The following is a 26,020-nucleotide window of genomic DNA, read 5'->3' as shown; positions in this document are numbered from 1 at the left end:
AACCCTTTACCCGACGTGTGGCAAGCGAAAGACAATGAGCCTCGCCGAATCGGACCGCGAACTCGTCACTGACGAACTCGGACGCGAGCCTACCCCGGCGGAGGCGGCGCTGTTCGAGAACCTCTGGAGCGAGCACTGCGCGTACCGCTCCTCCAGACCCCTGCTCTCGGCGTTCGAGAGCGAGGGCGAGCAGGTCGTCGTCGGGCCGGGCGACGACGCCGCCGTGGTGGCGCTGCCGACCGACGGGGACGAGGCCGTCTACGTCACCCTCGGCATCGAGAGCCACAACCACCCCTCATACGTCGACCCGTTCGACGGCGCGGCGACGGGCGTCGGCGGCATCGTCCGCGACACGCTCTCGATGGGCGCCTACCCCATCGCGCTGGCCGACAGCCTCCACTTCGGCCCGTTCGACCGCGAGCACTCGCGGTACCTGCTTGAGGGCGTCGTCGAGGGGATCAGCCACTACGGTAACTGCATCGGCGTCCCGACGGTCGCCGGCAGCGTCGACTTCCACCCCGGCTACGAGGGGAACCCGCTCGTGAACGTCGCCTGCGTCGGCCTGACGACCGAGGAGCGTCTCGTGACGGCGGAGGCCCAGGAGCCGGGGAACAAACTCGTCCTCGTCGGGAACGCGACGGGCCGGGACGGCCTCGGCGGTGCGAGTTTCGCCAGCGAGGACCTAGCGGAGGACGCCGAGACCGAAGACCGGCCCGCGGTGCAGGTCGGCGACCCGTACGCCGAGAAACTGCTGATCGAGGCCAACGAGGCGCTGCTCGACGAGGGGCTCGTCGAGTCCGCGCGCGACCTCGGCGCCGCCGGTCTCGGCGGCGCGTCGAGCGAACTGGTCGCGAAGGGGGGCCTCGGCGCGCGCATCGAACTCGACCGGGTCCACCAGCGCGAGCCGAACATGAGCGCGCTGGAGATCCTGCTCGCGGAGTCCCAGGAGCGGATGTGTTACGAGGTCCGCCCGGAGAACGTCGAGCGCGTCCGCGAGATCGCCGAGACGTTCGACCTCGGCTGTTCGGTCATCGGCGAGGTCACGGAGGGCAACTACGTCTGTACTTTCGAGGGAGGCGAGACACAGCGCACCTCGGACGACGCGAGCGGCGAGCGGAGCGAGCCGCGAGAGCCCGAGGTCGTCGTCGACGTCGACGCCGAGTTCCTCGGCGAGGGCGCGCCGATGAACGACCTCCCGGCCGCGGAACCCGCCGAACCGGACGTCGACCGCCCCGATCCGGCCCCCGCCCTCGCGGCCGCCTTCGAGACCGTGGTTTCGAGCCCGAACACCGCCTCGAAGGAGTGGGTCTACCGCCAGTACGACCACGAGGTGGGCGTCCGCACGAGCGTGCGGCCGGGCGACGACGCGGCGCTGGTGGCGATCCGGGAGGCCGAACGGGGACTCGCCATCTCCGCCGGCGCCGCGCCGAACTGGACCGACGCGGCCCCCTACGCGGGCGCGAAGGCGGTCGTGGTCGAGAACGCGACGAACCTCGCGGCGAAGGGGGCGACGCCGCTGGCCGCGGTCGACTGCCTCAACGGCGGCAACCCCGAGAAACCCGACGTGTACGGGGGGTTCGAGGCGATCGTCGACGGTCTCGCCGAGGCCTGTGCCGCGCTGTCGGTGCCGGTCGTCGGCGGCAACGTCTCGCTGTACAACGACTCCGCGGCGGGGCCGATCCCGCCGACGCCGACGGTCGCGATGGTCGGCACGAAAGCCGGGTACGACGCGCCGCCGCTGGCGGCCGCGCCCGAACCCGAGGCCGACCTCCTGCTGGTCGGGGACCGCGCGCTCGCCGACGGCGCGTTCCGCCTCGGCGGTTCCGAGTACCTCGCGCGGGTCGGCGGGAGCGACCGGTTCCCGCGGCCGCCCGCCGAGCCGAAAGCGTTCGTCGAGGCGGTCGCCGCGGTCGCAGACGCAGATGGGACGCTCGCGACCCACGACGTCAGCCACGGCGGCCTGGCCGTCGCGCTGGCCGAGATGGTCACCCCCGAGGCGGGGCTGTCCGTCTCGCTGCCCGCCGACGACCCCGCGGGCGCGCTGTTCCACGAGGCGCCCGGCCGGGTGCTGATCCAGACGACCGACCCCGGGGAAGTGCGCGGGGCGTTCGACGGCGTCGCGCCGGTCCGGACGCTGGGGACGGCGACCGAGGACGGGATGCTCTCGATCGCGGCCGGCGAGGAGACGGTCGAGGCGGACGCGGCGACGATCCGGGACCTGCGGTCGGTGCTGGAGCGCGAACTCGACTCGTAAGCGTCAGCGGCGTTCGAGCGTCGTCACGTCCCTGATCTCTATTCTCGTCCCGCCGCGGTCGCCGCCGGCCACCGAGAGCGTCCAGTCGTGAGCGTCGGCGATGGCCCGCGCGAGGCCGAGTCCGAGCCCGAAGCCGTCGGCGGCGTCGTCGGTCGCGGCCGCGGGGTCGAGGACGCGTTCGCGGTCGGTGGGGGGAATCTCGGCGGCGTCGTCGAGCAGGAAGAAGCCGCGCGAGCCGTCGACGGGTTCCTCGAAGCCGAGGAGGCCGACCTGAATCGTGACCGTCCCGTCGGCGCGGGCCGCCGCGTCGTCGAGGATCGACTCCAGCAGGCGGGCGAACCGGTCGGGGTCGGCCCGGAGGGTCGCGGACTCCTCGACGACGATCCGGGGGTTCTCGAGCCGGGAGGCCGCGACGGCCTCCTCGATCGCCGACTCGAGGTCGATCCGGGACCGGAGGCCGACGGCGGTCGCGTTCCGGGCGAACTCGCGGACGTCGTCGAGGAGGCGCTCGGTGCGGTCGAGCGTCGACTCGACGTCGTCCTCGGCGAACGGGAACTCCCACTCGTCGTCGGAGCCGTCGTCCTCCAGCGCGGCGGCGACGGCGTCGAGTTGCTCGGCGAGGTCCGTCGAGAGGATCTCCGCGACGACCTCGAGGCGGTCGGTCTGGCGCTCGAGTTCGCGCGTGCGCTCCCGGAGGACCCGCTCGCGGGCGGCGCGGTCGAGGGCCGCGCGCGTGTTCTCGACGAGCGTCGAGACGAGGTCGACGTCGGTCTCGTCGAACTCGTGGGGTTCGAGCGACCCCGTCATGAGCACGCCGTGGGTGCCGATCGGGGCGATGATCTCCGAGCGGATCGGCGTCCCGGGGTTGTAGGCGCCGTCGACGGCGTGGAGGTCGTCGTAGCGCTCGATCTCGCCGGCCTCGAAGACGTTCCAGACGAGGCTGTCGCCGGAGGTAAAGCGGGGGAGGCCGCCGAACTCCTCGTAGGCGCCGGCGGTGCCGGCGACGGGTTCGAGCGCGCCGCGCTCGTCGTCGAGCAGCCAGACGCCGCTGATCGGCAATCCGAGGAGGTCGCTGCCCGCGTGGACGGCGATGGCGCAGATCTCCTCGGGGTCGTCCGAGCCGAGCAGCCAGCGGGTGATCTCGTGCAGGGAGGTGACCACGCGCTCGTACTCGTGGCGTTCGGTGACGTCGCGGGCGACGCCGGCGACGGTCGCCTTCCCGTAGTCGATCGGGACGACCCGGAGTTCGCCGACGCGTTCGGTTCCCTCGGCGTCGACGAACGGGATCTCGAGTTTGCGGTAGGTGGCGTTGCCGATCTCGACCTCGTTGATCGCCCGGCCGATCTCGACGGCGTCGGCGGCGCCGATCGACGCCCGGTCGATGAGCGTCTCGACGTGTTCGCCGACGACGTCCTCGCCGTCGAGTTCGAGGACGCTCCGGATGGCGTCGTTGAGCGAGACGATGCGGCTGTTGCGGTCGAGCGTGACGACGCCGTCGTTGACCGCCTCGACGACCGCGGCGTGGCGGGCGAGTTCGATCCGGCGCTGCTTGCGCTCGGTGACGTCGCGCATGTAGACCGAGAGGCCGTTCTCGGCGGGGAACGCGCGGGCCTCGAACCACGTCTCCAGAGGTGTGTGGTACACCTCGAAGGAGACGGGAACCTGTTCGTCCATTGCGCGGTAGAAGCCGTCGGGGAACTGCGTCTCGACCGTCTCGGGGAACTCGTCCCACATGACGCGGCCGATCAGTTCCCCCCGGGGGCGGTCGAGCAGTGCCTCCGCGCGGCCGTTGAGGTAGGTGAACCGGAAGTCGGTGTCGAGCGCGAAGAAGGGGTCGCCCACCCGGTCGACGACCGGGATCGAGCGGCGGATCACCGCCGCACACCCCCGCGCGCGGCTGTTCGCCCGTCCCCCCGCCGCGGCGTCGTCGTCGTCGTCATCGGGCGAGTCGCTGGACGCCTAGTTCGGAAACCCGGTATTTCAGTCCCGCGGTCCGATCGACCCCGCCCCGGTCCCGGGTCCGGGTCCGGGTCCGGGTCCGGATCGCAAGCGCCTCGCGCCGGGCGCGAGGCGTGGGACGCTTTATCGTGTTCGAGTCCGATCCCGGGGTATGCACGTCGTCATCGTGGGCGGGGGAATCGTCGGGACGGCCGTCGCGGCGCGACTCGCCGGGGAGGGCCGCGACCACGCGGTCACCCTGCTCGAACGCTCGGCACTCGGCGCGGAGACGACCGCCGCCTCCGCGGGGATGGTCCTGCGGGCCTCGACGGACCCGACGCCGCTCGACGCCGGCCTCCGCGGGCACGCCCGGAAGCGTTACGACGCGCTCCGCGAGGCGGGCGACCTCGACGCCGACCCGGTCGGGGCGCTGTACGTCGCCGAGGGCGACGCCTACGCCGAGAAACTCGAAGCCGCCGCCGCGTCGCTGCGCGAGCGCGGGGTGCGGGCGTCGTACCGCTCGGCCGACGGGCTGACCGACCTCGGGGTCGCGGCCGGCGTCGGCCGCGGCGGCCTGTACGTGCCCGACGACCTCGCGTTCGAGCCGACCGAAATCGTCGACGTCCTCGCGGCCCGCGCGCGGGCCCGGGGCGCCGACCTGCGGACCGGCGTCGAGGTGACCGACGTCCGCGTTCGCGACGGGCGCGTCGTCGGCGTCGAGACCGACGACGGCCGGATCGACGCCGACTACGTCGTGAACGCCGCCGGACCGTGGGCGCCCGACCTGAACGAGCGCGTCGGCGTCTCGCTGCCGCTGTGTCACACCCTCGGCCCGATGGTCGAACTCGAGGCCGACCGGCCGGTCGAGGCGCCGTTCACGATCCTCGAGTCCCGGCGGTACGTCCGCCCGGTCGGCGAGCGGGGCGCCTACGTCGGGGAGTTCCTGACCGAGTACGTCGAGGGCCAGCGGTACGACCCGCCGGACCTCCGACTCCCGCCGGCGTTCCGGCAGGCGGTCGACGAGGTGGACGGAATCGTGCCGGCGCTCGCGGGCGCCACGCCGGTCGACGAGTGGGCCGGCCTCCGGACGGTGACGCCGGACGGCTGGCCCATCGTCGGCGAGACGGCGACCCCCGGCTACCTCGTCGCCTGCGGACCGACCGGACTCGGGATCACGCTCGCGCCGGTGCTCGCGGACGTCGTCGCGGCGACGATCGAAGCGAGGGAGCCCCCGGAAATCGTCGCCGAGGCGGGACGGCGACTCGCGCCCGACCGGTTCTGAGCAGGGGCCGGCGGCGAACGCTTAACCCGTGTCACGTGTTCGTCACCCGCATGGACGTGGCGATCGTCGGCGGCGGCATCGTCGGCTGTGCGAGCGCCTACGAACTGGCGCGCCGCGGCGCGGACGTCGTCGTCTGCGAGAAGGGATCGATCGGCGGCGGCAGCACCGAGCGCGCCGCGGGCGGCATCCGCGCGCAGTTCTCGACGCCGGTCAACGTCGACCTCTCGCTCGCGAGCGTGCGCGTCTGGGAGTCCTTCGAGGAGCGCTTCGGCGCCGAGATCGACTACCGGCCCAACGGCTACCTCTTTCTCGCCCGCGAGGCGGAGACCGCGGCCGCGTTCGAGGCGAACGTGGCGATGCAGAACGAGCGGGGCGCGCCGAGCGAACTGCTCGACCCGGAGGCGGCGCGCGAGCGCTGTCCCGGCCTCCGGGCCGACCGGTTCGTCGCGGCGACGTACTGCCCCCTCGACGGCTTCGCCGACCCCCACTCGGCGCTGCAGGCGTACGCCCGGGCCGCCACGGCGGAGGGCGCCGAGATCCGGACGAAGACCGCCGTGACGGACGTCCCGACCGACTCGACGGGCCGCGTCGTCGGCGTCGAGACCGACGACGGCCGGATCGACGCCGACTACGTCGTGAACGCCGCGGGGCCGTGGGCCCGTCGGGTGGGCGAACTGGCGGGCGTCTCGCTCCCGATCGCGCCCAAACGGCGCCAGATCGCCGTCGTCGACCCCGAGGAGCCGGTGCCGGAGACGGACCCGCTGGCGATCGACCTCGACACGGGGTCGTACTTCCGGCCCGAGCGCGGGGGCGAGGCGCTGGTCGGCGGGCACTTCGCGGACGCGGACCCGGACCGCGACCCCGACGCCTACGACGGATCGATCGACTTCGACTGGGCCGCCGACGCCGTCGAGGCGGCGGCCGACTGGACGACCTACTTCGGGCCGGACGCGCGGATCAAGCGCGGCTGGGCGGGGCTGTACGCCGTCACGCCCGACCACCACGCGATCCTCGAGGAGACCGTTCCGGGCCTCGTCACCGCCGCGGGCTTCTCGGGCCACGGCTTCCAGCACGCCCCCGCGACCGGGAAACTCGTCGCGGAACTCGCCCTCGACGGCGAGGCGTCGCTCGTCGACGCCTCGCGGCTCTCGAGTGCCCGGTTCGAGGCCGGCGAGAAGCGAACCGAGCGGAACGTCGTCTAGAAGCCCTCCCGGAGGTAGACCGGCCGCCCGGGGAGCAGTCGGTCGAGCGTCGCCGTCGTCTCCGCGTCGGCGTCGAGTCGACCGCTCCGTTCGAGAGCGCGGGCGGAGCGGTAGCCGACGGCGAGTTGCGAGAGCGCGCCGACGTCGACCCGCGCGTCCGGGTCCGGATCGGCGTCGTCCGCCCGGCGGCAGGTCGCCGCGCCGTCGGTCACCGCGAGCGCGAAGGCGCCGTCGTTCCAGTCGACCAGCGGGTCCTCGACGGCGAGCGTGACGCGCGCGTCGACCGCGGGGTACGAGAGCGCCGCCAGCGTCTCGGCGACGTCGACGAGTCGGGCCATCGGCCCGGTCTCGACCTCGCAGTCGATCTCCTCGGGGTCGGGCGCGAGGTCGAGCAGGGTCGACTCCGCCGGCGCGCCGAGTTTGACCGTCGACACCTGCGAGTCGTGGTCGTGACAGAACGCGAGCAGCGCGAGGTACGCCTCGCGGTCGACGAACCCGAGTTCGCGCACGCGCATCGTCCGGTCGCCCCAGTCGCCGTCGATGGTGTAGACGAGGTAGCCACGGACCTCGCCGTCGCGCTCCCAGGCGTAGACGAACGGGTCTTTCTCCCAGCCGGTGAAGACGCGGTGGCGCCACCACTCGTCGTCGCGGACGAGCGAGAGTTCGTAGTCGGCCGCGTGGGCCTCGTAGGCGGGGACGAGTCGCTCGTAGTCGTCGGCCCCGACTTTCAGGTACCGGCCGGCGTCGCCGGCCTCGTCGGCGGCGAACGACAGTGCCTCCGGTTCGCACTCGTAGGTCGTGCGCTTGTTGCAGGTGTCCCAGCCCAGCCGCCGGTAGAAGCGGTAGCGAAACGGCCAGAGGACCGAAAAGCGGGCGCCGCGCTCGCGGTACTCCTCCAGCGAGGCGGCGAGCATCCGCCGGACGTGGCCGTCGCGGCGGTTCTCCGGCGGGGAGGCGACCGCCGAGAGCCCGGGCGACGGGTGGACGTCGCCGCGGACGCGGGCGTCGAACCAGTAGTGTTTGCAGACACACAGCGGGTCGTCGTCCGGCGCGCCGTCCTCGTACAGCCCCCGCATGGCGCCGAGTTTCGCCAGTTCCGGTAGCTCCTCGGGGTCGTACTCCGGCGGGCCGTCCTCCGGGCTGAACGCGTAGCTCGCGTACTCGTGGAAGGTCTCCCGCTCCGCCTCGGGAACGGGACGGTACTCGACCATGGGGGGAGGGGAGCGCCGAGGGACAAGTAGATTCCTGACGGACGTTCACAGACCACACCCGACGGGCCGCTGTCCGCCCCGCCTCAGACGCGCTCGTCGAGGAACGACTCGATCCGGGCGAGCGCCTCGCGCAACTCTTCGAGGCCGGTCGCGTACGAGACCCGGAGGTGGCCCTCGCCGCCGGTGCCGAAGACGTCGCCCGGCACGACGGCGACGCCCTCCTCGCGCAGCAGTTCCTCGGCGAACGCCTCGGCGGTCCAGCCGTCGGGCACCTCGGGGAAGACGTAGAAGGCGCCGCGGGCCTCGAAACAGGGCATGCCGATCTCGCGGAACCGCGAGATGACGAACCGCCGGCGCCGGTCGTAGGCGTCGACCATCTCCCGGACGTCGCCGTCGCAGGAGTCGAGCGCCTCCAGGGCCGCGTGCTGGGCGGTCGTCGGCGCCGAGAGCATCCCGTACTGGTGGACGCGGTTCATCGCCGTCACCGCCTCGGCGGGCGCGAGGGCGTAGCCAAGCCGCAGGCCCGTCATCGCGTACGCCTTCGAGAAGCCGTTGAAGACGACCGTCCGCTCGCGTAGCCCCTCGAACGTCGCGATCGAGGCGTGCTCGCCCTCGTAGGTGAGTTCGGCGTAGATCTCGTCGGAGAACACCGCGAGGTCGTGCTCGCGGGCGAACTCGGCGACCGAGGCGAGGTCCCCGCGGTCCATCACCGCGCCGGTCGGGTTGTTCGGGTAACAGAGCACGAGGGCGTCGGCGTCGGCCGCGCCCGCGGCCTCCAGCGCGTCGACGGTTAGCCGGAACTCGTCTTCCTCGCGGGTGGGCACGGGCAGGACCTCGCCGCCCGCGAAGGTGACCCCCGGCTCGTAGGAGATGTACGACGGCTGGGAAATCGCCACGACGTCGCCGGGATCGACGAACGCCCGGAACGCGAGGTCGACGGCCTCGCTCGCGCCCGCGGTGACGATGATCTCCTCGCCGGGATCGTACGCGAGGTCGAAGCGGTCGTCGACGTAGGCCGCGATCGACTCGCGGAGGTCGGCCATCCCGCGGTTGGCGGTGTAGGAGGTCCGCCCGCGCTCAAGCGAGTGGATCGCGGCGTCGCGGGCGGCCCACGGCGTCGAGAAGTCGGGTTCGCCGACGCCCAGCGAGATCACGTCGTCGCGCTCCTCGGCGATCTCGAAGAACCGGCGGATGCCCGACGGCGGCACCGCCCGGACCCGTTCGGACGGTTCGAGCGTCATGGCGTGTACGAGAGCCGGTCGTCGTCGTCGCCGTCGCCGAGTTCGATCCCGTTCTCCTTGTAGGAGGTCATCACGTAGTGGGTGACCGTCTGGGTGATCTCGGGGACGGGCGCGACCTTCTCGCTGATGAACCGCGACACCTCGCGGATCGAGTCGCCCTCGACCTCCATGTCGAAGTCGTAGTCGCCGCTGACCAGCCGCAACGCCTTCACCTGCGGGAACCGCGCGAGGCGCTCGGCGATGTCGTCGTAGCTCGTCTCGCGGTCGAGGGTAACGTTGAGTTCGACCTCCGCGCGCACGCGCTCGTCGGGGAGGCGGTCCCAGTCGACGACCGCCTGATAACCCCGGACGACCCCCGCGGCTTCGAGGTCCTCGATCGCTGCTTCGACCTCGGACTCGTCGAGATCGGTCATTCGCGCGACGTCCGCCGCGGCGTATCGCGCGTTCTCCCGGAGCAACTCGAGCACCTCGCGCTGGCTCATACCTCCCGAAAGCGCGACGGCGTGTAAAAACGTTTACTTCGATGCAAACGTTCCGGCGCGAGCGGCGAGGGCGTCACCGCGCGCTGCGGAAGACGAAGACGCCCCAGCCGAAGTACCGCCGGCCGTAGCGCAGGTACGTCCGGCGGTTCTCGTCGCGGTGTCGCCGGAGGGCGTCGGCGTCGGGGTCGTCGGGGTGTGCCCGGAGCCAGTCGTCGACGGTCTTCCACTGGGTCGCCTCGTACCGGTCCCACGCGTCCCGGTCCGCGATGACCATCTCGACGAGTTCGTAGCCGCCCGCCTCGGCCCGGTCGAGGGTCTCGATCAGGGTTCCGTACCGGTCCCGGTCGCCGTCCGCGAGCGCCTCGACGGCCTCCGACGGCGGCTCCTCGGTCCAGTACGGCTCCCCGACGAGGAGGAGGCTCTCGTCGTCCGCGGCGGCCGCTTCGAGGAGTCGCAGCGTGCCGACGAGCCCGCCCCCGATCCAGCTCGCGCCGATGCAACTCGCCACGTCGACGTCGTGGGCCGCGACGTCGTACTCGCTCGCGTCCCCCTGCACGAACGCGACCCGGTCGGCGACGTCGAGTTCCGCGGCCCGCGCCCGCGCGTCCGCCACGAACGCGTCGTGGAGGTCCACGCCGGTCCCGGCGGCGCCGTACCGTACGGCCCACCGACAGAGCAGTTCCCCCTTGCCACAGGCGAGGTCGAGTACCTCGGTGTCCGCGGAGGCGTCACAGATCTCCCCCAGAAGCAGCAGTTTCTCCTCGGTGAACGGGTTCTGGATCCGGCGGTCGGCTTCGGCGATTTCGAACAGTCGCAAACTCATTTCGGTGTCCGTACGGATCGAACGGCGACCCCCCGTTTCCGCGTTTCGGCGGGCCCCGGGCGCCGGGAATCCGGATCAATAGTTCTTGAACAGCAGCGCGCGCACGTCGTCTTTCGTCTGGACGTCCTCGGTCGTCCCGTCGGGGAGGGTGACCCGGTAGCGGTGGTCCGCCGACGGCGACTCCTCCCACTTGTCCTCGTGGGTTTCGAGGAGGTTCATCATCCGGTCGAGCATGTCGTCGTCGTCCGCGTCGCCGCCGTCGCCGCCGTCGCCGCCGTCGTCGCCGTCGTCGCCGTCGTCGCCGTCGCCAGCGCTCTCGACCCGGTCCACGCTCGCGCCGGCGGCGTCCGGTCCGTCCGGTCCGGGCCCGGGTCCGGGTTCGGGCCCGGGTTCGGGTTCGGGTTCGGCGTCGCCTTCGCCGTCTCCCTCGGCCACGTCCTCGACGGCCGTGCCCGCGTCCGCCGACGACTCTCCCTCGACGACGGCGTCGGCCTCCTCCTCCTCGAAGCTCACGGCGTCGCCGCGGGCCTCGGCCGCCGACGCGGCGACCTCCTCGACGGCCGTCGGGTCGACGTCGAGATCGACCTCGACGTCCAGGTCGCCGTCGAGGTTGTCGATGAGGAACTGGACGGCGTCCCGCTCGCGGACGTAGCCGTACCTGCCGACGACCCGCTCGGAAATCTCCTCGCGAAGTTGCTGGATGAACGCGTACTGGTCGTCCGTGACTTCGAGCGTCTGCATACCTCACCGATGTGCGGGCGAACATATAATAGTTCGACGGCCGACCGGTCGGCCGCGCGACGGACCGTGGCGGCCGGATCTGCGAGCACGACGTTTATACGGGGACGGACGGAACCGTCGCCTATGGTGTTGAAAGAATCCGAATCCGCGCTCGATGCGGGCGACCCCGCGCCCGACTTCGAACTCGAAGGAGCCGACGGCGAGACGTACGGTCTCGACTCGTTCGCCGACCACGAGGCGCTGCTGGTCGTGTTCACCTGCAACCACTGCCCGTACGCGAAGGCGAAAGTCGACCTCCTGAACGAACTGGCGGCCGAGTACGACGACGTCGCCGTGGTCGGGATCAACCCGAACGACGCCGAGGAGTACCCCGAGGACTCCCTCGAACGGATGCGCGAACTCGTCGCCGACGGCACGGTCGCCTACGACGCCTACCTCCGCGACGATTCTCAGGAGGTGGCGGCGGCCTACGGCGCCGTCTGTACGCCGGATCCGTTCCTCTTCGCGGCGGAGGACGGCGAGTTCCGGCTGGTCTATCAGGGGCGGCTGGACGACGCGCTCAACCCCGACGACGAGCCGACGCGGTTCCACGTCCGGGAGGCCATCGAGGCCGTCCTCGCGGGCGAGGCGGTCGACCTCGAGTGGAAGCCCTCGCAGGGCTGTTCGATCAAGTGGCGGGAGGACTGACCCGCGCCGACGACGACGGCGACGACGAAGCGGCCGTCGAGCCGACCCCGGCGACGGGCGGTCGCGTCAGCGGACGGCCCGCCGGTACTGGACCGGCCACTCGGGGTCCTCGGAATCGAGTCGGTCTGCCGCCCGCAGCGGGAAGTACGGGTCCCGGAGGAACTCCCGGCCCACGAGGACGAGGTCGGCCCGGCCGTTGCGCACGAGCGCGTCGGCCTGCTCGGGCTCGGTGACGCCGCCGACCGCGCCGACGGCGACCTCGTCGCCGACGCGCTCGCGGACCGCCTCCGCCAGCGGCACCTGGTAGTTCGGCCCGGTCGGCGCCCGCTGGTCGGGGTGGATCCCGCCGGAACTGACGTCGATCAGGTCGACGCCGAGGTCGGCGAGGTCGCCCGCGAGCCGGATCGACTGCTCTATGTCCCACGACTCGCGGTCGGGGAGCCAGTCGGTCCCCGAGATGCGGACGAACACCGGTTTGTCGTCGGGCCAGACCTCGCGGACGGCCGCGGTCACCTCGCGGACCAGCCGGGTGCGGTTCTCGAAGCTGCCGCCGTACTCGTCCTCGCGGCGGTTCGTGGCCGGCGAGAGGAACTCGTGGAGGAGGTAGCCGTGGGCGGCGTGGACCTCGGCGACCTCGAAGCCGGCGTCGAGCGACCGCCGCGCGGCGTCGCGGAACGCCTCGATCACGGTCTGGACGTCTTCGAGGTCGGCCTTCCGCATCGCCGGCGCGGCGTCGAACGGGTAGGCCCCGGGGGAGGGCGAGAGGGCCTCCCAGCCGCCCTCGTCCGGCGAGAGCGGCTCGTTGCCGTCCCACGGGCGGTTCTTGCTCGCCTTGTGGCCCGCGTGGGCGAGCTGGACCCCCGGCACGGCGCCCTGCTCGCGGAGGAACGCGACGGTCGGTTCGAGCGCGGCGGCGTGCTCGTCGCTCCAGATGCCGAGGTCGTGCGTCGAGATGCGCCCGCGGGGCTCGACGGCCGTCGCCTCGGTCAGGACGAGGCCGGCGCCGCCGACGGCGCGGCTGCCGAGGTGGACGCGGTGCCACTCCGTGGGCATCCCGTCGCGGTCGTCACAGGAGTACTGGCACATCGGCGAGACGGCGATCCGGTTGGGGACCTCGCAGTCGCGCAGTCGCAGCGAGGAGAACAGGTCGGTCATCGTCCGAGTGTTTCCGCGCCGGCGTGAAAACCGCCCCGATGGGCGACGGGTTTGCCGCGGACGGAGGGGCGTCGTCGCCCGTCGCGTCCAGTTTCGCCCCGCGGGGCAGGTATACGTCCTCGGGGGCCGTCGTCGCGGACGATGCGAATCGACCTGCTGGGGACGCGCGTGGACGTGGACGAAGCGCGTCTCGCGTCGTGGCTCGCGACTCCCTCGGCGGCTTCTCCGCGGGCGGCGACGACCCGCTCGGGTTCAAGCGACGGTTGCTCGACCTCGAAGCCGCGGCCGGCGAGGGCTGATCAGCGGTCGGCCGGCAGCAGCGTCGAGATGCGCGCGTTCTCCTTGATCCGGAGGCCGCCGTCGGCGACCGACAGCGCCAGCAGCGGCAGGTGCGAGCCCACGCGCACCGTCGGGTGCGAGCCGCCGCGGGCGAGCAGTTCGTTCGACGGCTGGAGCACCAGCGGCTCGTCAGGCTCCGTCAGGAACTCGTTGTGCTGGAACACGTAGCGGCCGCCGTCGAGGTTCCACCACTCGTACTCGTCGTCCGGGTTCCGGGGCTCGGTCGGGATCGGTTCGAGGTCGGCGTCCTCGAGTTCGTCGCCGCCGAAGTCGATCCGGCCGGGGGCGGCGACCTCGTAGATCGCACCCACCGTGAGGTCGACCCCGCGGTCGTGTACCTGTACGGGTTCGTACACCAGGTTGTCGACGACGTCGGTGAGGTCGGGCTCTGTCTCGGCGGACATCTCGGTTTCGACGACGGTCCGAACGGCCAAAAATCCACCCGACCCCGAAACGACCATGGGACGCAACGCCGACGGTCGTCCCATGCACGTCGACCGGGACCGGTTGCGCGCGGACGTCGAGGCGAACGCCGCCTTCGGCGAGATCGACGCCCCCGAGGGACGCGGCCGAACCGTCCTCGCGGGGACCGAGGCGAACGGGCGGGCGCGGGACCGCCTCGTCGAGCGGTTCGCGGACGCCGGCCTCGACGTCTCCGTGGACGCGGTCGGGAACGTCGCGGGGACGTGGGCGCCGGCGAGCGCCGACCCCGACGCGGCGCCGGTCGCCGCGGGGAGCCACCTCGACTCCGTTCCGGAGGGGGGCATCTTCGACGGGCCGCTGGGCGTCTACGGCGCGCTGGAGGCCGTCCGCGCGCTCCGTGCGGACGGGTTCGAGCCGACCCGACCGATCGCCGTCGTCTGTTTCACCGAGGAGGAGGGCGCGCGCTTCGGCGGCGGGATGCTCGGCTCGTCGGTGGCGACCGGCCGGACGTCCGTCGAGGAGGCGCTCGCCCTGACCGACGGCGACGGCGTCCGCCTCGGGGACGCCCTCGACTCGATCGGCTACCGCGGGTCGGGGCGTCTCGACGCGAGCGCGTGGGACGCCTTCCTCGAACTGCACGTCGAGCAGGACACGCGACTGGAGGCGGCGGGCGTCCCCGTCGGGATCGTGACGACGATCACCGGGATCGCGCAGGCGACGGCCCGGATCGACGGCGAGGCCGACCACGCGGGCGCGACGCCGATGGACGAGCGGACGGACGCGCTGGCGGCGGCGAGCGAGTTCGTCCTCGACGTCGAGCGGGCGGGCCGCGAGCGCGCGCTTGCGGGCGAGAACACCGCCGTGGCGACCGTCGGGGGCTGTGACGTCCGGCCGAACGCGACGAACGTCGTCCCCGGAGCGGTCGAACTCGGCGTCGACGTTCGCGACGTCGAGTACGCGACGATGGAGGCGCTGCTCGACCGCGCCGAGCGGTCGCTCGACCGACTCGCCGACGAGCGCGGCGTCGAGACGTCGTTCGCCCGGGACCTGGACGTCGAACCGGCGCCGATGAGCGGGCGCTGCCGGGAGGCGCTCGCGGCCGGCGCGGAGACCGCGGGCGTCGAGTCGCTCGCGTTGCACTCGGGGGCGGCCCACGACGCGATGCACGTCTCGCGGGTGACCGACGCCGGGATGCTCTTTGCGCCCTCGCGGGACGGCGTCTCGCACACCCCTCGCGAGTGGACCGACTGGGACGACTGCGCGACGGCGACGCGGACGCTCGCCGAGGCGCTGGCGCGGCTGGCGGGTCGGTAGCCCGCGGTCGTCGAGGCGTCTCGCCCGGGGACAAGCTATTTGACCGGATTCGTGGTAGAGCGCTCGTCATGGAAGCCGCACGCCTCCACGAGTACACGGACGAGATGGAGACCGCCCTCGAGATCGACGAGATCGACCGCCCGAGCGCCGACGGGCCGATGGACGTCGTGATCGAGGTCGAGGGCGCGGGCTGGTGCCAGACCGACAACCACGTCATCGAGGGGATGTGGACCGACTACGTCGATCAGGAACTGCCGATGACGCTGGGCCACGAGAACGCCGGCACCGTCGTCGACGTCGGCGACGAGGTCCGGACCGTCGAGGCGGGCGACAGCGTCATCTGCCACCCCGTGACCACCTGCGGGGTCTGTCGGCCCTGTCGGCTCGGCGAGGACATGTACTGCGAGAACCTCACGTTCCCGGGGCTGACGACCGACGGCGGTTTCGCGGAGTACCTCCTGACCAGCGAGCGGTCGGTGATCCCGCTCGAAGACCTCGATCCCGTCGAGATCGCACCCCACGCCGACGCCGGGATCACGGCCTACCACGCCGCGAAGAAGGCCACCGACGACCTCGTCCCGGGGGACGCCTGCCTCGTCGTCGGCATCGGCGGCCTCGGCCACATCGGCCTGCAGGTGCTCGACGCGACCTCCGCGGCCGACCTGATCGCCGTCGACGTCAAGCGGGAGGCCCTCGACCTCGCGGAGGAGTGTGGCGCCGACCACACGATCGACTCCAGCGAGGAGGACGTGGCGTCGGTCGTCGACGACCTCACCGACGGCGACGGGGCGACCCAGGTGCTCGACTTCGTCGGCCGCGACGAGACGACCGCCCTCGGCCCCGACGTCGTCGCCCAGGGCGGCGACCACCACGTGATCGGCTACGGCGGCCACGTCCACGAACCGTCCCAGACGCTCGTAAACGGCGAGATGAGCTTCCGCGGGACGCTCGTCGGCACCTACCCCGAACTGCAGGAACTCGTCTCGCTCGTCGACGGCGGCTACGTCGACCTGCACACCTCGAAGTACGCGCTCGACGAGATCAACGAGGTGGCGACGAAACTCGAACACGGCGAGATCGAGGGACGGGCGGTCATCACGCCCTGACGGCCGCGTTCACGCCCGCTCGACGGACCGGGTGCCGCCGAGGGCGGCGTCGACCGCGCCCGCGTGACGGAGCTTTTTGTGCTCGCGGCGGGTGGGTACGCGCGATGTCGAGCGTACTGACCGACGAGGTCGCCAGATTCGTGGCGGCGACCGCGCCGGAGCCGGACGAGACGCTGGTCGAGATGGACGAGTACGCCGCCGCCGAGGGGTTCCCGCACGTGGGGCCGGCGGTCGGCTCCGTCTGTCGGCTCGTCGCCCGGATGGTCGACGCCGAGCGGATCTTCGAGTTCGGCTCCGGCTACGGCTACTCCGCGTACTGGTTCGCCGAGGCTCTGCCCGACGACGGCGAGATCGTCCTCACGGAGGTCGACGCGGACGAACTCGAACTGGCCCGCGAGTACCTGCGCGAGGGCGGGTACGACGACCGCGCCCGCTACGAACTCGGCGACGCCCTCGAAACCGTCGAGCGTTACGACGGCCCGTTCGACGTCGTCCTGATCGACCACCAGAAACACCGCTACCGGGAGGCGTTCGAGGCCGTCCGGCCGAAGGTGCCGGTCGGCGGCGCGCTCGTCGCCGACAACGCGATGAAAGCCGGGATCATCGAGTTCGAGAAACTGCTGGCGATCGCCGAGGGCGGCGACCCGGACGCGGTAAACGAGCACACCCGCGGGATCGCCGACTACCTCGACGCCGTGCGGACAGACCCGGCGTTCGAGACGGTCGTGTTGCCCCTCGGGGAGGGCATCGCGGTGAGCTACCGGGTCGAGTGAGAACGGTTCAGAGGTCGAAGCCGCCTTCGAGGATCCGGTCTTCCGGGTCGTCGACGCCCGAGCGGGCGCCGTACTCGCGGAAGGCGAGGAACGAACTCGAGACGGCCGCGCCGAGCAGGGTCGCCCAGGTGGCCCCGTGGAGCGCGAGGACGGCCGCCGCCGTCGGCGCCGGGACGGCCGCGGCGGCGGCCCCGAGGCCGACCGCGTGGACGGCGGCGACGGCGAGAAACGCCAGCCAGAGCCCCAGCGAGAGCGTCGCGAGCGTCCGACGGTCGACGCCCCGGGCACACCGCGCGAGCGCGTAGACGCCGGCGACGGCGAGCGCGACGGCGAGCAGCCCCCGGCCCGTCGGCTCGACGGACGTGTTCGCCACGCCGGCGACGGCGAAGGAAGCGAGCGATACGGAGAGCGCCAGTCGATCCGATCGGCCCAGTGTCGGAATCACGTCGTGCACCGCTGTTGGTGGGTCCAGAGCGCTGGCACGTAAATACATACTGGCTCCGGAGACCCCCGGACGGTGCTATCGTACGATAACCGGCCACACGCCGCCCGACGCGGGCCGTCGGCCCGCCAGTAACAGCCGTTTGATCCGCGCGAACGAGTACGAAGCACGTATTACCGTCCGGCACCGACTGGAACCCAACCGATGCGTCCCGTTCGGACCCCCGCCGCCCGCCCGCTCCGAGTCGCAGACGCCTCCCGGATCGACGGCGGAGGGGGGTGACAACGTGGGATTACTCCGCCGCCTCTGGCAGCGCCGCGTCGCGCGCGACCCGGACCGCTACCGGGCGTACGTCAACCTCCCGGTGACGGCGGCGGCCGCGGTCGACGTCGGCGAGGCCCGCGACCTGATCGACGACCTCGAACGCGTCTTCGAGGGGCGCCTCGACGTCCGGGCCACGGCCGACGCGATGATCGCCGTCACCGACGACGTCCCCGCCGAGACGTTCGACGCGGCGGCGTTCGACGCCTTCCTCGGCCGCCTCGAAGCGTGGTACGCGGGGAGCCACGAGGTCGCGCGCCACCACGCGTGGCGCCACGGCGACGACGGCCTCGTGCGCTCGACCGTGGTCGTCCCGGTGCGGCCGCTGTTCCCGTCGACGGACGAAAAACGGACGCGGGCGGCGCCGGTCTCGGAGCCGAAGTGAGTCAGTCGTCGTCGTCGCCGGGGCTCGGCCCGCCGCCGGGCTCCGAGCCGGTCTGGCCGGACGGCGAGACGGTTCCCGCGCGGCCGGCCCACCGGCCGATGTTCTCCGAGACGTAGTCGCGGGCGCCGAGGCCGATGGAGAGGCCGGCACCGATGGCGATGGCGGCGGCGATGCCCCACGAGAGAGCCCGCGCGAAGACGTAGAGGATGCCGACGTCGATCCCCATCGTGTCGAGGCCGATGACGAGCGCGGTGAAGTAGAGGAAGACCCGCGCGCCGTTGGCGAACCAGCTCGTGTACACCGTCTCGGTCGCCGCTCGCGTGCGCTCGATGATGTCACCGATGAAGTCGGCGACGATGAACCCGAGGACGATCACGAGCAGGCCGGCGATGAACGCCGGCAGGTACGAGACCGCCGTCGAGATCCACTCCGACAGCGTCGGAATCGCGAGCGCGTTCGCCGCCGCGAGGATGGCGAGGGCGTAGACGAACCACTTCGCCAGTTTGCCGAACGCGCTCGACGCCGCGCGTTCCGTCCCGCCGAGTATCCGCCCGAGCGGCGTCTCGAGCACCAGTCGGTCGAGTTCGACGCCGTCGGCGATCCGCCGGACGACGCCGCCGGCGACTCGGCCGACGACCCAGCCGACGAGGAGGATCACCAGCGCGCCGATCAGTCGCGGTGCGAACGTGATCAAATTCGCGATTGGGTCCTGCAGCCAGTCTGGTACCTGTACCTGTTGAGCGAGTTGCAATCGTACCATGCGACCGACCGTCGCGCCGGACCGGCCTTTGTAATTCAGTGGCTATTAATATATCAGAAACTTTTCTATTGTTGGCCCCGGCTGACCGGTCGACTGAACTGTCCGTTACGGCGAATTGCGGGACGAACGGACCGTGACGGATCGACGCCGGACGCGAGGTGCCGCGTCGAGCGACTCGCTCGCGAGCGACCGACCGAGAGCGCCGCCGGGTGCGGATAAACGGGAATTGGCGAGACGCCGCTCGACCCGGTCGTCGACGGGCGAGCGGGCGGCGTCGACGCGGCGCGACGCCGCGGCGCCGAACCTTTCGAGTTTCGGGCACTCTCCGAATCGGGACAGGTCGCGTCCGAGAGCGGGTTCGACGCGCCGGTCGCGCGCGGCGGGCCAGGTTCGCGGTCCGATCGACTCGCGGCGTCGGAGGGGCGGGGAAGTTGCCGATATCGGGTTCCTTAGGGCCCGAATCAGGCGATCTCCGGATTTCGATCGGCGATTCGTTCGGGGGATCCGAACCGACGTTATATCGAGTCGAGAGCGCCCGAGGCGGCCGGTACCGGCGGATACGCCGCCGAACCCTCCGGCCGAAGTAATCAGTGATTGAGCGACGGGGGTCGAACCGGCCTCCGGACCGACCTGCGACTGCCGGCGAGGGCGTTTAGCCGCCGGGAGCGCACCCGGCACGGAGCGCGGCGCTACCGGCCGCTACCGGGCTGGGGGTCGACGTGTGGCTCCGGGAGCAGCGCGTCGAACGGCTGGTCGTCGAGCCACTCCAGCAGCGCGACCAGCTGGTCGGTCGCGGCCTCGAACAGTCGCTCGCCGACCGCGGGCGTCGCGTCGGTCTGGTCGCCGAAGACGCCGTTGTCGCTGTTCTCGATCGCGTCGTAGACGACGCGGGCGCCGTGGACGTCCATCTCGCCGTACTCGAACTCGGGCCGGCCGCCGTCGCGCGCGGCGTCGAGGCGGCCCTCGCGGACGAGGTCGCGGGCGACGTGCATGATCATCGCCGTCTCCTTGGGGCCGCCGTGGGGACCGGGCCGCTCGAAGTGCTCGTCGATCAGGTCGGGGATGGACTCGTCCCACATCCACTCGACGGCGAACGCGGTCCCGTCGTCGCGAAGCCGCCGGCCCACCTCCCTGAGGTGGACGACGTTGCCGCCGTGGGCGTTGACGTAGACGATGCGGTCGATCCCGTGGTAGGTGAGGTTCCGCGAGAGGTTCTCGACGTAGTCGCGAAAGACCGGCGGGTCGACCCACGTCGTCCCGTGAAACTGGCGGTGATGGGGGCTGACGCCGACCGTCACCGGCGGCGTACAGAGGTGGCCCGTCCGGTCGGTCGCGGCCCGCGCGAGCGCCCGGGCGATCAGGTAGTCGGTCCCCTCGGGCAGGTGGGGGCCGTGCTGTTCGGTCGACCCCAGCGGGACGACCGCGAGCGACTCGTTTGCGACGTACTCGTCGAGGTCCGGCCACGTCTCGTGGGGCAGGTACATACCCGCAGGTCCGTCCGAACCCCCATAACGTTGTGTCCGCGATTCGCCGCCCGCGATCGCGACCGCCGACGTCCGGCCGTGGCCCCCGAATGATAAGGCTTAATAGTCGATCGGGGCCGGATTAATACATGGCAGTCGTCAGCGTCTCGATGCCGGACGAACTCCTCGAGCGCCTCGACCAGTTCGCCGACGAGAACGGCTACACCGGGCGCAGCGAGGTCGTCCGCGAGGCCTCGCGCAACCTCCTCGGGGAGTTCGAGGACACCCGCCTCGAGGAGCGCGAACTCATGGGGATCGTCACGGTGCTGTTCGACTACGAGACCACGAGCGTCGAAGAGCGGATGATGCACCTGCGCCACGAACACGAGGACCTCGTCGCCTCGAACTTCCACAGCCACGTCGGCGACCACTACTGTATGGAACTGTTCGTCCTCGAGGGGGAACTGGCGGACATCTCGACGTTCGTCGGGAAGATTCGCGCGACCAGGGACGTGCTGTCGGTCGACTACTCGGTGAACCCGGTCGACGACTTCGACCCGCTCTCGCGGGGCGAGTGACCGCGTCGTACGCCGAGCGGGGAGTTTTACTACGGCCGCGTCGAACGATCGGTCATGGCGTACAGGAAGGTCAACTACGAGGACGTAGAGCAGGTCTCCAGCGCGATGCACTTTCTCAGCGAACCGCTCGAGACCGAGCAGGTCGGCGTCACCGTCGCCCGCTGTGACCCGGGCTGGAAGAGCCGACCGCACGACCACGCGGACAACGATCACGAGGAGGTGTACGTCCTCATCGAGGGATCGGCGACCGTCGTCGTCGACGACGACCCCGTCGAGATGGAGGCCGGGGACGCCCTCTGGATCCCGCCGGAGTCGACCCGCCAGATCCGCAACGGGGACGAGGAGAGCGCGTTCGTCCTCGTCAGCGCGCCGGGGCTGGGCGACGACGACGAGGACGGCGAGTGGCTCGTCACCGGTTTCGCCGGCTGACAGCGCCGCGAACGCCGCACGACGCCGGGACGGTTTAGTGGGTCCGCGTCGACCTCCGGGACGGGTGAGCACGGATCTACTCGAAACACCACGCCGCCGTCTCGCTGGTCGTCGGCGCGCTCGCGGTCTACGCCGTCGGGCCGGTCGTCCTCCTCGACGTCGCGGTGCCCGCGGCGGTCGTCGTCGCGTACGCGACCGCCGTCGGCGTGCTGATCGACCTCGATCACTTCGTCATCGCGCGGCTCAAGACCGGCCGGTGGGACGCGGTTCGCTTCTGTCTGCACAACCCCGCGGCGGCCGTCGCCGATCAGGGGCGGATCTTCGACCGCGGTGAGGTGGGGGTGCTCCCGCGACTGCTCAGCCACCTCCTCGTGGGCGGCGTCGCGGTCCCGGCGCTCGCGCTCGCGAGCGTCCCGCTCGCGGTCGTGACCGGGGCCGTCCTGTACGTCCACGTGCTGACCGACGTCGGCTGGGACATCCGGCAGTTCGACCGCGGGGCCGAACTGCCGGCCGAGGAGCGCCTGCGGGAGATCAGGTGAGCCGTCAGGCCGTCGTTATTTGCCGCCGGCTCCCGACTACCGGGACATGGATCTACTGGACGACGACATCGTCCCGGAGCGCGCCCGCGGCGTGAAAGCCGAGGCCCGCGAGTTCGCCCGCGAGCACGTCGCACCCAACGCCGCCGACCACTTCCGGTCGGGGGAGTACCCGTGGGAGGTGCTGGAAGCGGGCCAGGAGGCCGGCCTCGTCGCCCAGGATATCCCGGAGGAGTGGGGCGGGCGCGGTCTCGACCTCGCCGAGACGCTGGCGCTCGCCGAGGAGTTCTACCGCGCCGACGCCGGTATCGCCCTCACCCTGCAACTCGCGAGTTTCGGCTGCGAGATCACCTACGAGTACGGCACCGACGAGCAGTGCGAGGAGTACGTCCGGCCGGTCGCCGAGGGCGAGGCGATTTCGGGGCTCGCGGTCTCGGAACCCGAGACGGGCAGCGACCTCGCGGGGATGGAGACCCGCGCCGAGAAGAGCGAGGCGCGAGACGCCTCGGAACGGAGCGGCGCGACCGCGGAGAAAGACGGCGACGAGTGGGTCATCGACGGCGAGAAGTACTGGATCGGCAACGGCGTCGAGGCCGACTGGGTGACCGTCTACGCCCGCACGGGCGACGACGAGGACGATCGATACGGCAACCACTCGACGTTCATCGTCCCCACCGACGCCGACGGCTACGAGGCCGAGCACATCCCGGAGAAGATGGCGATGCGCGCCTCGAAACAGGCCCACATCACCTTCGACGGCTGCCGGATCCCCGAGGAGAACCTGATCGGGAGCGAGGGGGCCGGCTTCATGCTGCTCGCGGACTTCTTCAATCACGGCCGCGTCGTCGTCGCCGGCCACGGCCTCGGGCTCGCGGCGGCGGCCATCGAGGAGGCGTGGGCGTTCGTCCACGACCGCGAGGAGTTCGGCCGGACGGTAAACGAGTTCCAGTCGGTCCAGCACGACCTGGCCGACATGCTCGCCGCGTTCGAGAGCGCGCGGGCGCTCACGTGGCGGGCCTGCGAGAAGGTCCAGCGCCGCGAGAACGCGGGGTACTGGGCCGCGCTGGCGAAGACGAAGGCGACCGAGACGGCCGTCGACGTCGCCGAGCGGGCGATGAGCCTCCACGGCGGCCGGTCGGTCCTCGACGACCGCCGGATCGCCCGCGTCTACCGGGACGCCCGCGTTCCGGTCATCTACGAGGGGGTCAACGAGGTCCAGCGCAACCTGATCTACCGGCAGGCGCGCTGAGGCTCCCGTCCGGCGGTCCCGGCGCGGCGCCGACGACGCCCTCCCTGACGGGCACGAACGGCGATCCGGGGTCGGCGGCGAACGGCAGGTGAACGACGATCCCGACCCCGGCGTCGGCGAGGGTCGCCCGCATCGAATCGCGCCGGTCGGCGATCCGCTCGCGTGCGTAGGGGCCGTCGAGCAGGAGTTCGACGAACGCGAACGCCTCGTCCGCGGCCCACCCGACGGCCTCGTCGAACGACATCCCCGGACCGACGGTGACCCCGAGGTCGAGGTCGAGATCGATCCCCGCCTCCGCCCCGGAATCGCTGTCGTTCGTGGACGCCACGTCGCGAGCCCCCGACCCAAAGTCGTTCCGGTCGGACGGTCGCGAACCCGTAAACCGTAACCGCTTTCGTCCGTGCGTCGACGGTTCCCCCATGTCCGAGTTCGCACACGCCTCCGTTCGCGGGCTGATCGAAGACGACGGCGCGTACCTCCTCCTGCGACACGACATGCCATCGGGGCCGATCTGGGGCGCCCCCGGCGGCCGCGCCGAGGTCGGCGAGCGGCCCCGCGACGCGGTCGCCCGCGAGGTGCGCGAGGAGACGAGCCTCGAAGTCGCCGTCGGCGACCCGCTCGAAGCGTACCCGGTCACGTGGGCCGGCGGCGAGGAGGGGACCGTCTCCGTCGTCTTCGACTGCGACCTGCTCGGCGGGACGGTCGACGTCGAGTCGAACCCCCACCCCGAGGAACCGATCGACGACTACGCGTGGGTCGAACCGGCCGCGGCCGCGGAACTGCCGATGAACGAGCGACTGCGGGCGCTGCTCCGGCGGCGCTGAAAAAACGAGCGTCGGGCGGCTCTACTTCCCTTCGAACTCGGGGTCGTCGCCGCTCATGAACGCGGTGATGCCCGTCATCAGGTCGTCGGTGGCCATCAGGTGGCCGAACGACGAGGCCTCGTACTCGAGGCCGGCCTCGGTGTCGTCGCGGCCGGCGAGCATCGCGCGCTTGGTGAACTTCTGGGCGATCGGCGGGCCGCCGGCGAGCTGTGTCGCGAGTTCGAACGCGCGCTCCTCGAGTTCGTCGTTGCCGACGACCTCGTTGACGAAGCCGTACGACTCCATCGTCTCGGCGTCGTAGCGGTCGGCGGTGAGGATGATCTCCTTGGCGCGGCCCTCGCCGACGATGTGCTTGAGCCGCTGGGTGCCGCCCCAGCCGGGGATCAGCCCGAGGTCGAGTTCGGGCTGGCCGAGTTCGGAGCGCTCGGAGGCGATGCGGATGTCTGCGCAGGTCGCGAGTTCCATCCCGCCGCCGAGACAGTAGCCGTCGATGCCGGCCACGACGGGCATGTCACAGGATTCGAGCTTGCCGAACGTCCCCTGACCCTTCTTCGAGAGTTCGACCGCGCCCAGCGAGTCGGCGCCGCCGGCGGCCATGCTCTGGACGTCCGCGCCCGCGGAGAACGCTTTCTCGCCCTCGCCGGTGATGAGGATCGCGCGCACCTCGTCGTCGTCTTCGAGCAGGTCGATCGCGGTCGAGAGCTCGCCGAGCAGCTCCGAGCTGATGGTGTTCATCCGGTGGGGCCGGTCGATGACGACGTGTCCGACCATGTCGCCGGGATACTCGACGCGGATGGTGTCGAACTCGACGCCCCCCTCGTCCTCGTCGTGGTCGTAGAAGCCGTCCTCGTCGGCGAACTCGCGGAACGCGTCCGAGGGCTCGTGGCGCGCCGCCTCGGTCTCCTCGTAGGTCTCCTCGAGCGCCTCGAGCAGCTCCGGGAGGCCGCGCTCGTCGGCCAGCTTCGCGGGGCCGTCGGGGAAGCCCGCGCCGAGCATCATCGCCTCGTCGATGGCGTCGGAATCGGCCACGTCGTTCGCGATCAGCTGGGCGACCTCGTCGGCCATCACGGCGAGCAGGCGGTCGGCGATCCACTCCTGGCCCTCGTCGGTCGGGATCTGTACGCCCTCGCCGTCCTCGTAGTCGTAGACGCCCTTGCCGGCCTTCTTCCCGAGTTCGCCCGCCTCGACTTTCTCCTCGGTCATCGGGCACGGCGCGTAGGCCTCGCCGAGGGTCTCGTGCATATACTCCTGGACGTGCAGGCCGACGTCGAGCCCGACCTGATCGGTGAGTTCGAACAGGCCCATCGGGAGCCCCATGTCGAACTTCGCCGTCGAGTCGACCTCGGCGACGGTGGCCTCGTCCTCGTGTACCATCCACGCCGCCTCGTTCATCAGGGGAACGAGAACGCGGTTCACGATGAAGCCGGGGCTGTCCTTGTGGACCCGGACGGGCGTCTTCCCGAAGTCCGCCGCGAGGTCCTCGATCGCGTCGAGGGTCTCGTCGGCGGTGTGCTCGCCGGAGATGACCTCGACGAGTTGCATACGCACGGGCGGGTTGAAGAAGTGCATCCCGCAGAAGCGCTCGGGACGCTCGGTCACCTCCGAGAGCTCGGTGATCGACAGCGAGGAGGTGTTCGTCGCGAAGATCGCTTCCTCGGGGGCGAACTCCTCGACTTCCTCGTAGACGTCCTTCTTGATGTCCATCTTCTCCGGCACCGCCTCGATGACGACGTCGGCGTCGGCGACCGCCTCCTCCATGTCGACCAGCGGCGTGACGCGTTCGAGGGCGGCGTCGGCCTCCTCCTCGGTGAGCTGGTCCTTCTCGGCGAGCTTGTCAAGCGACCACTCGATCTGCTCGTAGCCGTTCTGGACGAACTCCTCTTTGATGTCCCGCATCGCCACGTCGTAGCCTGCCATGGCCGCGACTTCCGCGATTCCGTGGCCCATATTCCCCGCGCCGAGAACTGCGACGGTGTTGATATCCTCCAGCTCCATGGACGAATATGCAACCGGCACCGCTTTCAACGTTTCCCTCCCCGGTGAAGAAAACTCTTTTCGGGTT

At 71.3% G+C, this 26,020-nt stretch carries 26 protein-coding genes; 13 read left to right on the top strand and 13 right to left on the bottom strand.

From position 1 onward, the window contains the following. Nucleotides 1–34 precede the first annotated feature (34 nt). Nucleotides 35–2,254, top strand: coding sequence for a phosphoribosylformylglycinamidine synthase subunit PurL (gene purL, locus NKG98_RS00745; protein WP_254767832.1), 2,220 nt, complete (start codon nt 35–37; stop codon nt 2,252–2,254). Between the two features lie 3 nt (nt 2,255–2,257). Here the strand turns inward: purL and NKG98_RS00740 are convergent, their stop codons facing one another. Continuing rightward, nucleotides 2,258–4,129, bottom strand: a complete 1,872-nt coding sequence (locus NKG98_RS00740) for a sensor histidine kinase (RefSeq protein ID WP_254767831.1) — start codon at nt 4,127–4,129, stop codon at nt 2,258–2,260. A 235-nt stretch (nt 4,130–4,364) separates the two neighbouring features. Between NKG98_RS00740 and NKG98_RS00735 the strand changes: the two genes are divergently transcribed. Continuing rightward, the gene (locus NKG98_RS00735; RefSeq protein ID WP_254767830.1) at nt 4,365–5,474 is read left to right on the top strand and encodes an NAD(P)/FAD-dependent oxidoreductase; all 1,110 of its coding nucleotides are present in this window, start codon (nt 4,365–4,367) and stop codon (nt 5,472–5,474) included. A 50-nt stretch (nt 5,475–5,524) separates the two neighbouring features. After that, nucleotides 5,525–6,676: an NAD(P)/FAD-dependent oxidoreductase gene (locus tag NKG98_RS00730; protein ID WP_254767829.1), complete on the top strand. Its 1,152-nt coding sequence runs from the start codon at nt 5,525–5,527 to the stop codon at nt 6,674–6,676. Here the strand turns inward: NKG98_RS00730 and NKG98_RS00725 are convergent. From NKG98_RS00725 to NKG98_RS00705, 5 genes are all read right to left on the bottom strand, one after another. Further along, complete coding sequence (locus NKG98_RS00725; RefSeq protein ID WP_254767828.1) at nt 6,673–7,887, bottom strand: GNAT family N-acetyltransferase; 1,215 nt, start codon at nt 7,885–7,887, stop codon at nt 6,673–6,675. The genes NKG98_RS00730 and NKG98_RS00725 overlap by 4 nt on opposite strands. Before the next feature lie 83 nt (nt 7,888–7,970). Beyond that, nucleotides 7,971–9,128 carry an aminotransferase class I/II-fold pyridoxal phosphate-dependent enzyme gene (locus NKG98_RS00720; protein ID WP_254767827.1) on the bottom strand — a complete coding sequence of 386 codons (1,158 nt, stop codon included), beginning with the start codon at nt 9,126–9,128 and terminating at the stop codon, nt 7,971–7,973. Beyond that, complete coding sequence (locus NKG98_RS00715; RefSeq protein WP_254767826.1) at nt 9,125–9,610, bottom strand: Lrp/AsnC family transcriptional regulator; 486 nt, start codon at nt 9,608–9,610, stop codon at nt 9,125–9,127. Before NKG98_RS00715 ends, NKG98_RS00720 begins: the two co-directional genes overlap by 4 nt. Before the next feature lie 73 nt (nt 9,611–9,683). Beyond that, nucleotides 9,684–10,433: an SAM-dependent methyltransferase gene (locus NKG98_RS00710; RefSeq protein ID WP_254767825.1), complete on the bottom strand. Its 750-nt coding sequence runs from the start codon at nt 10,431–10,433 to the stop codon at nt 9,684–9,686. A 75-nt stretch (nt 10,434–10,508) separates the two neighbouring features. Continuing rightward, nucleotides 10,509–11,174 (bottom strand): hypothetical protein, encoded by a 666-nt coding sequence (locus NKG98_RS00705; RefSeq protein WP_254767824.1) that lies wholly within the window; start codon nt 11,172–11,174, stop codon nt 10,509–10,511. A gap of 123 nt (nt 11,175–11,297) precedes the next feature. Between NKG98_RS00705 and NKG98_RS00700 the strand changes: the two genes are divergently transcribed. Then, nucleotides 11,298–11,861, top strand: coding sequence for a thioredoxin family protein (locus tag NKG98_RS00700; protein ID WP_254767823.1), 564 nt, complete (start codon nt 11,298–11,300; stop codon nt 11,859–11,861). Between the two features lie 66 nt (nt 11,862–11,927). On the opposite strand, the gene NKG98_RS00695 is transcribed toward NKG98_RS00700, so the two are convergent. Next, on the bottom strand, nt 11,928–13,016 hold the full coding sequence (locus tag NKG98_RS00695) for an NADH:flavin oxidoreductase/NADH oxidase (RefSeq protein WP_254767822.1): 1,089 nt from the start codon (nt 13,014–13,016) through the stop codon (nt 11,928–11,930). A gap of 299 nt (nt 13,017–13,315) precedes the next feature. Then, a complete protein-coding gene (locus tag NKG98_RS00690; protein WP_254767821.1) occupies nt 13,316–13,759 on the bottom strand; it encodes a dCTP deaminase/dUTPase family protein in 444 nt (147 codons plus the stop codon). Nucleotides 13,760–13,841: 82 nt separating this feature from the next. Here NKG98_RS00690 and NKG98_RS00685 point away from each other — a divergent pair, with 82 nt between their 5' ends. The 3 genes from NKG98_RS00685 (at nt 13,842) to NKG98_RS00675 (ending at nt 16,971) form a co-directional block, all read left to right on the top strand. Beyond that, the gene (locus NKG98_RS00685; RefSeq protein WP_425504420.1) at nt 13,842–15,092 is read left to right on the top strand and encodes a M20 family metallo-hydrolase; all 1,251 of its coding nucleotides are present in this window, start codon (nt 13,842–13,844) and stop codon (nt 15,090–15,092) included. Between the two features lie 68 nt (nt 15,093–15,160). Further along, on the top strand, nt 15,161–16,198 hold the full coding sequence (locus NKG98_RS00680) for an NAD(P)-dependent alcohol dehydrogenase (protein WP_254767819.1): 1,038 nt from the start codon (nt 15,161–15,163) through the stop codon (nt 16,196–16,198). Nucleotides 16,199–16,302: 104 nt separating this feature from the next. After that, complete coding sequence (locus tag NKG98_RS00675) at nt 16,303–16,971, top strand: O-methyltransferase (RefSeq protein ID WP_254767818.1); 669 nt, start codon at nt 16,303–16,305, stop codon at nt 16,969–16,971. A gap of 7 nt (nt 16,972–16,978) precedes the next feature. Here the strand turns inward: NKG98_RS00675 and NKG98_RS00670 are convergent, their stop codons facing one another. Then, nucleotides 16,979–17,416 carry a hypothetical protein gene (locus NKG98_RS00670; RefSeq protein WP_343230413.1) on the bottom strand — a complete coding sequence of 146 codons (438 nt, stop codon included), beginning with the start codon at nt 17,414–17,416 and terminating at the stop codon, nt 16,979–16,981. 283 nt (nt 17,417–17,699) lie between these two features. On the opposite strand from NKG98_RS00670, the gene NKG98_RS00665 reads away from it, so the two are divergent. Then, nucleotides 17,700–18,119 (top strand): hypothetical protein, encoded by a 420-nt coding sequence (locus NKG98_RS00665; RefSeq protein WP_254767816.1) that lies wholly within the window; start codon nt 17,700–17,702, stop codon nt 18,117–18,119. 1 nt (nt 18,120) lies between these two features. On the opposite strand, the gene NKG98_RS00660 is transcribed toward NKG98_RS00665, so the two are convergent. Beyond that, on the bottom strand, nt 18,121–18,879 hold the full coding sequence (locus NKG98_RS00660) for a mechanosensitive ion channel family protein (RefSeq protein WP_254767815.1): 759 nt from the start codon (nt 18,877–18,879) through the stop codon (nt 18,121–18,123). 689 nt (nt 18,880–19,568) lie between these two features. Beyond that, the gene (locus NKG98_RS00655) at nt 19,569–20,363 is read right to left on the bottom strand and encodes a creatininase family protein (RefSeq protein ID WP_254767814.1); all 795 of its coding nucleotides are present in this window, start codon (nt 20,361–20,363) and stop codon (nt 19,569–19,571) included. 128 nt (nt 20,364–20,491) lie between these two features. Here NKG98_RS00655 and nikR point away from each other — a divergent pair, with 128 nt between their 5' ends. From nikR to NKG98_RS00635, 4 genes are all read left to right on the top strand, one after another. Next, nucleotides 20,492–20,920: a nickel-responsive transcriptional regulator NikR gene (gene nikR, locus NKG98_RS00650; protein WP_254767813.1), complete on the top strand. Its 429-nt coding sequence runs from the start codon at nt 20,492–20,494 to the stop codon at nt 20,918–20,920. 54 nt (nt 20,921–20,974) lie between these two features. After that, complete coding sequence (locus tag NKG98_RS00645; protein ID WP_254767812.1) at nt 20,975–21,349, top strand: cupin domain-containing protein; 375 nt, start codon at nt 20,975–20,977, stop codon at nt 21,347–21,349. A gap of 164 nt (nt 21,350–21,513) precedes the next feature. Further along, nucleotides 21,514–21,888 carry a hypothetical protein gene (locus NKG98_RS00640; RefSeq protein ID WP_254767811.1) on the top strand — a complete coding sequence of 125 codons (375 nt, stop codon included), beginning with the start codon at nt 21,514–21,516 and terminating at the stop codon, nt 21,886–21,888. A gap of 46 nt (nt 21,889–21,934) precedes the next feature. Further along, nucleotides 21,935–23,134 (top strand): acyl-CoA dehydrogenase family protein, encoded by a 1,200-nt coding sequence (locus NKG98_RS00635; protein WP_254767810.1) that lies wholly within the window; start codon nt 21,935–21,937, stop codon nt 23,132–23,134. On the opposite strand, the gene NKG98_RS00630 is transcribed toward NKG98_RS00635, so the two are convergent. Next, nucleotides 23,091–23,462, bottom strand: coding sequence for a sugar phosphate isomerase/epimerase (locus NKG98_RS00630; RefSeq protein WP_254767809.1), 372 nt, complete (start codon nt 23,460–23,462; stop codon nt 23,091–23,093). The genes NKG98_RS00635 and NKG98_RS00630 overlap by 44 nt on opposite strands. Nucleotides 23,463–23,553: 91 nt before the next feature. Between NKG98_RS00630 and NKG98_RS00625 the strand changes: the two genes are divergently transcribed. Continuing rightward, a complete protein-coding gene (locus tag NKG98_RS00625; protein WP_254767808.1) occupies nt 23,554–23,958 on the top strand; it encodes an NUDIX domain-containing protein in 405 nt (134 codons plus the stop codon). Between the two features lie 21 nt (nt 23,959–23,979). Here NKG98_RS00625 and NKG98_RS00620 read toward each other — a convergent pair whose 3' ends face one another. Next, nucleotides 23,980–25,953: a 3-hydroxyacyl-CoA dehydrogenase/enoyl-CoA hydratase family protein gene (locus NKG98_RS00620; RefSeq protein ID WP_254767807.1), complete on the bottom strand. Its 1,974-nt coding sequence runs from the start codon at nt 25,951–25,953 to the stop codon at nt 23,980–23,982. Nucleotides 25,954–26,020 lie beyond the last annotated feature (67 nt).

The organism is Salinilacihabitans rarus (assembly GCF_024296665.1).
GTDB classification, from domain to species: domain Archaea; phylum Halobacteriota; class Halobacteria; order Halobacteriales; family Natrialbaceae; genus Salinilacihabitans; species Salinilacihabitans rarus.
This window is presented reverse-complemented; position numbering and strand designations above follow the sequence as displayed.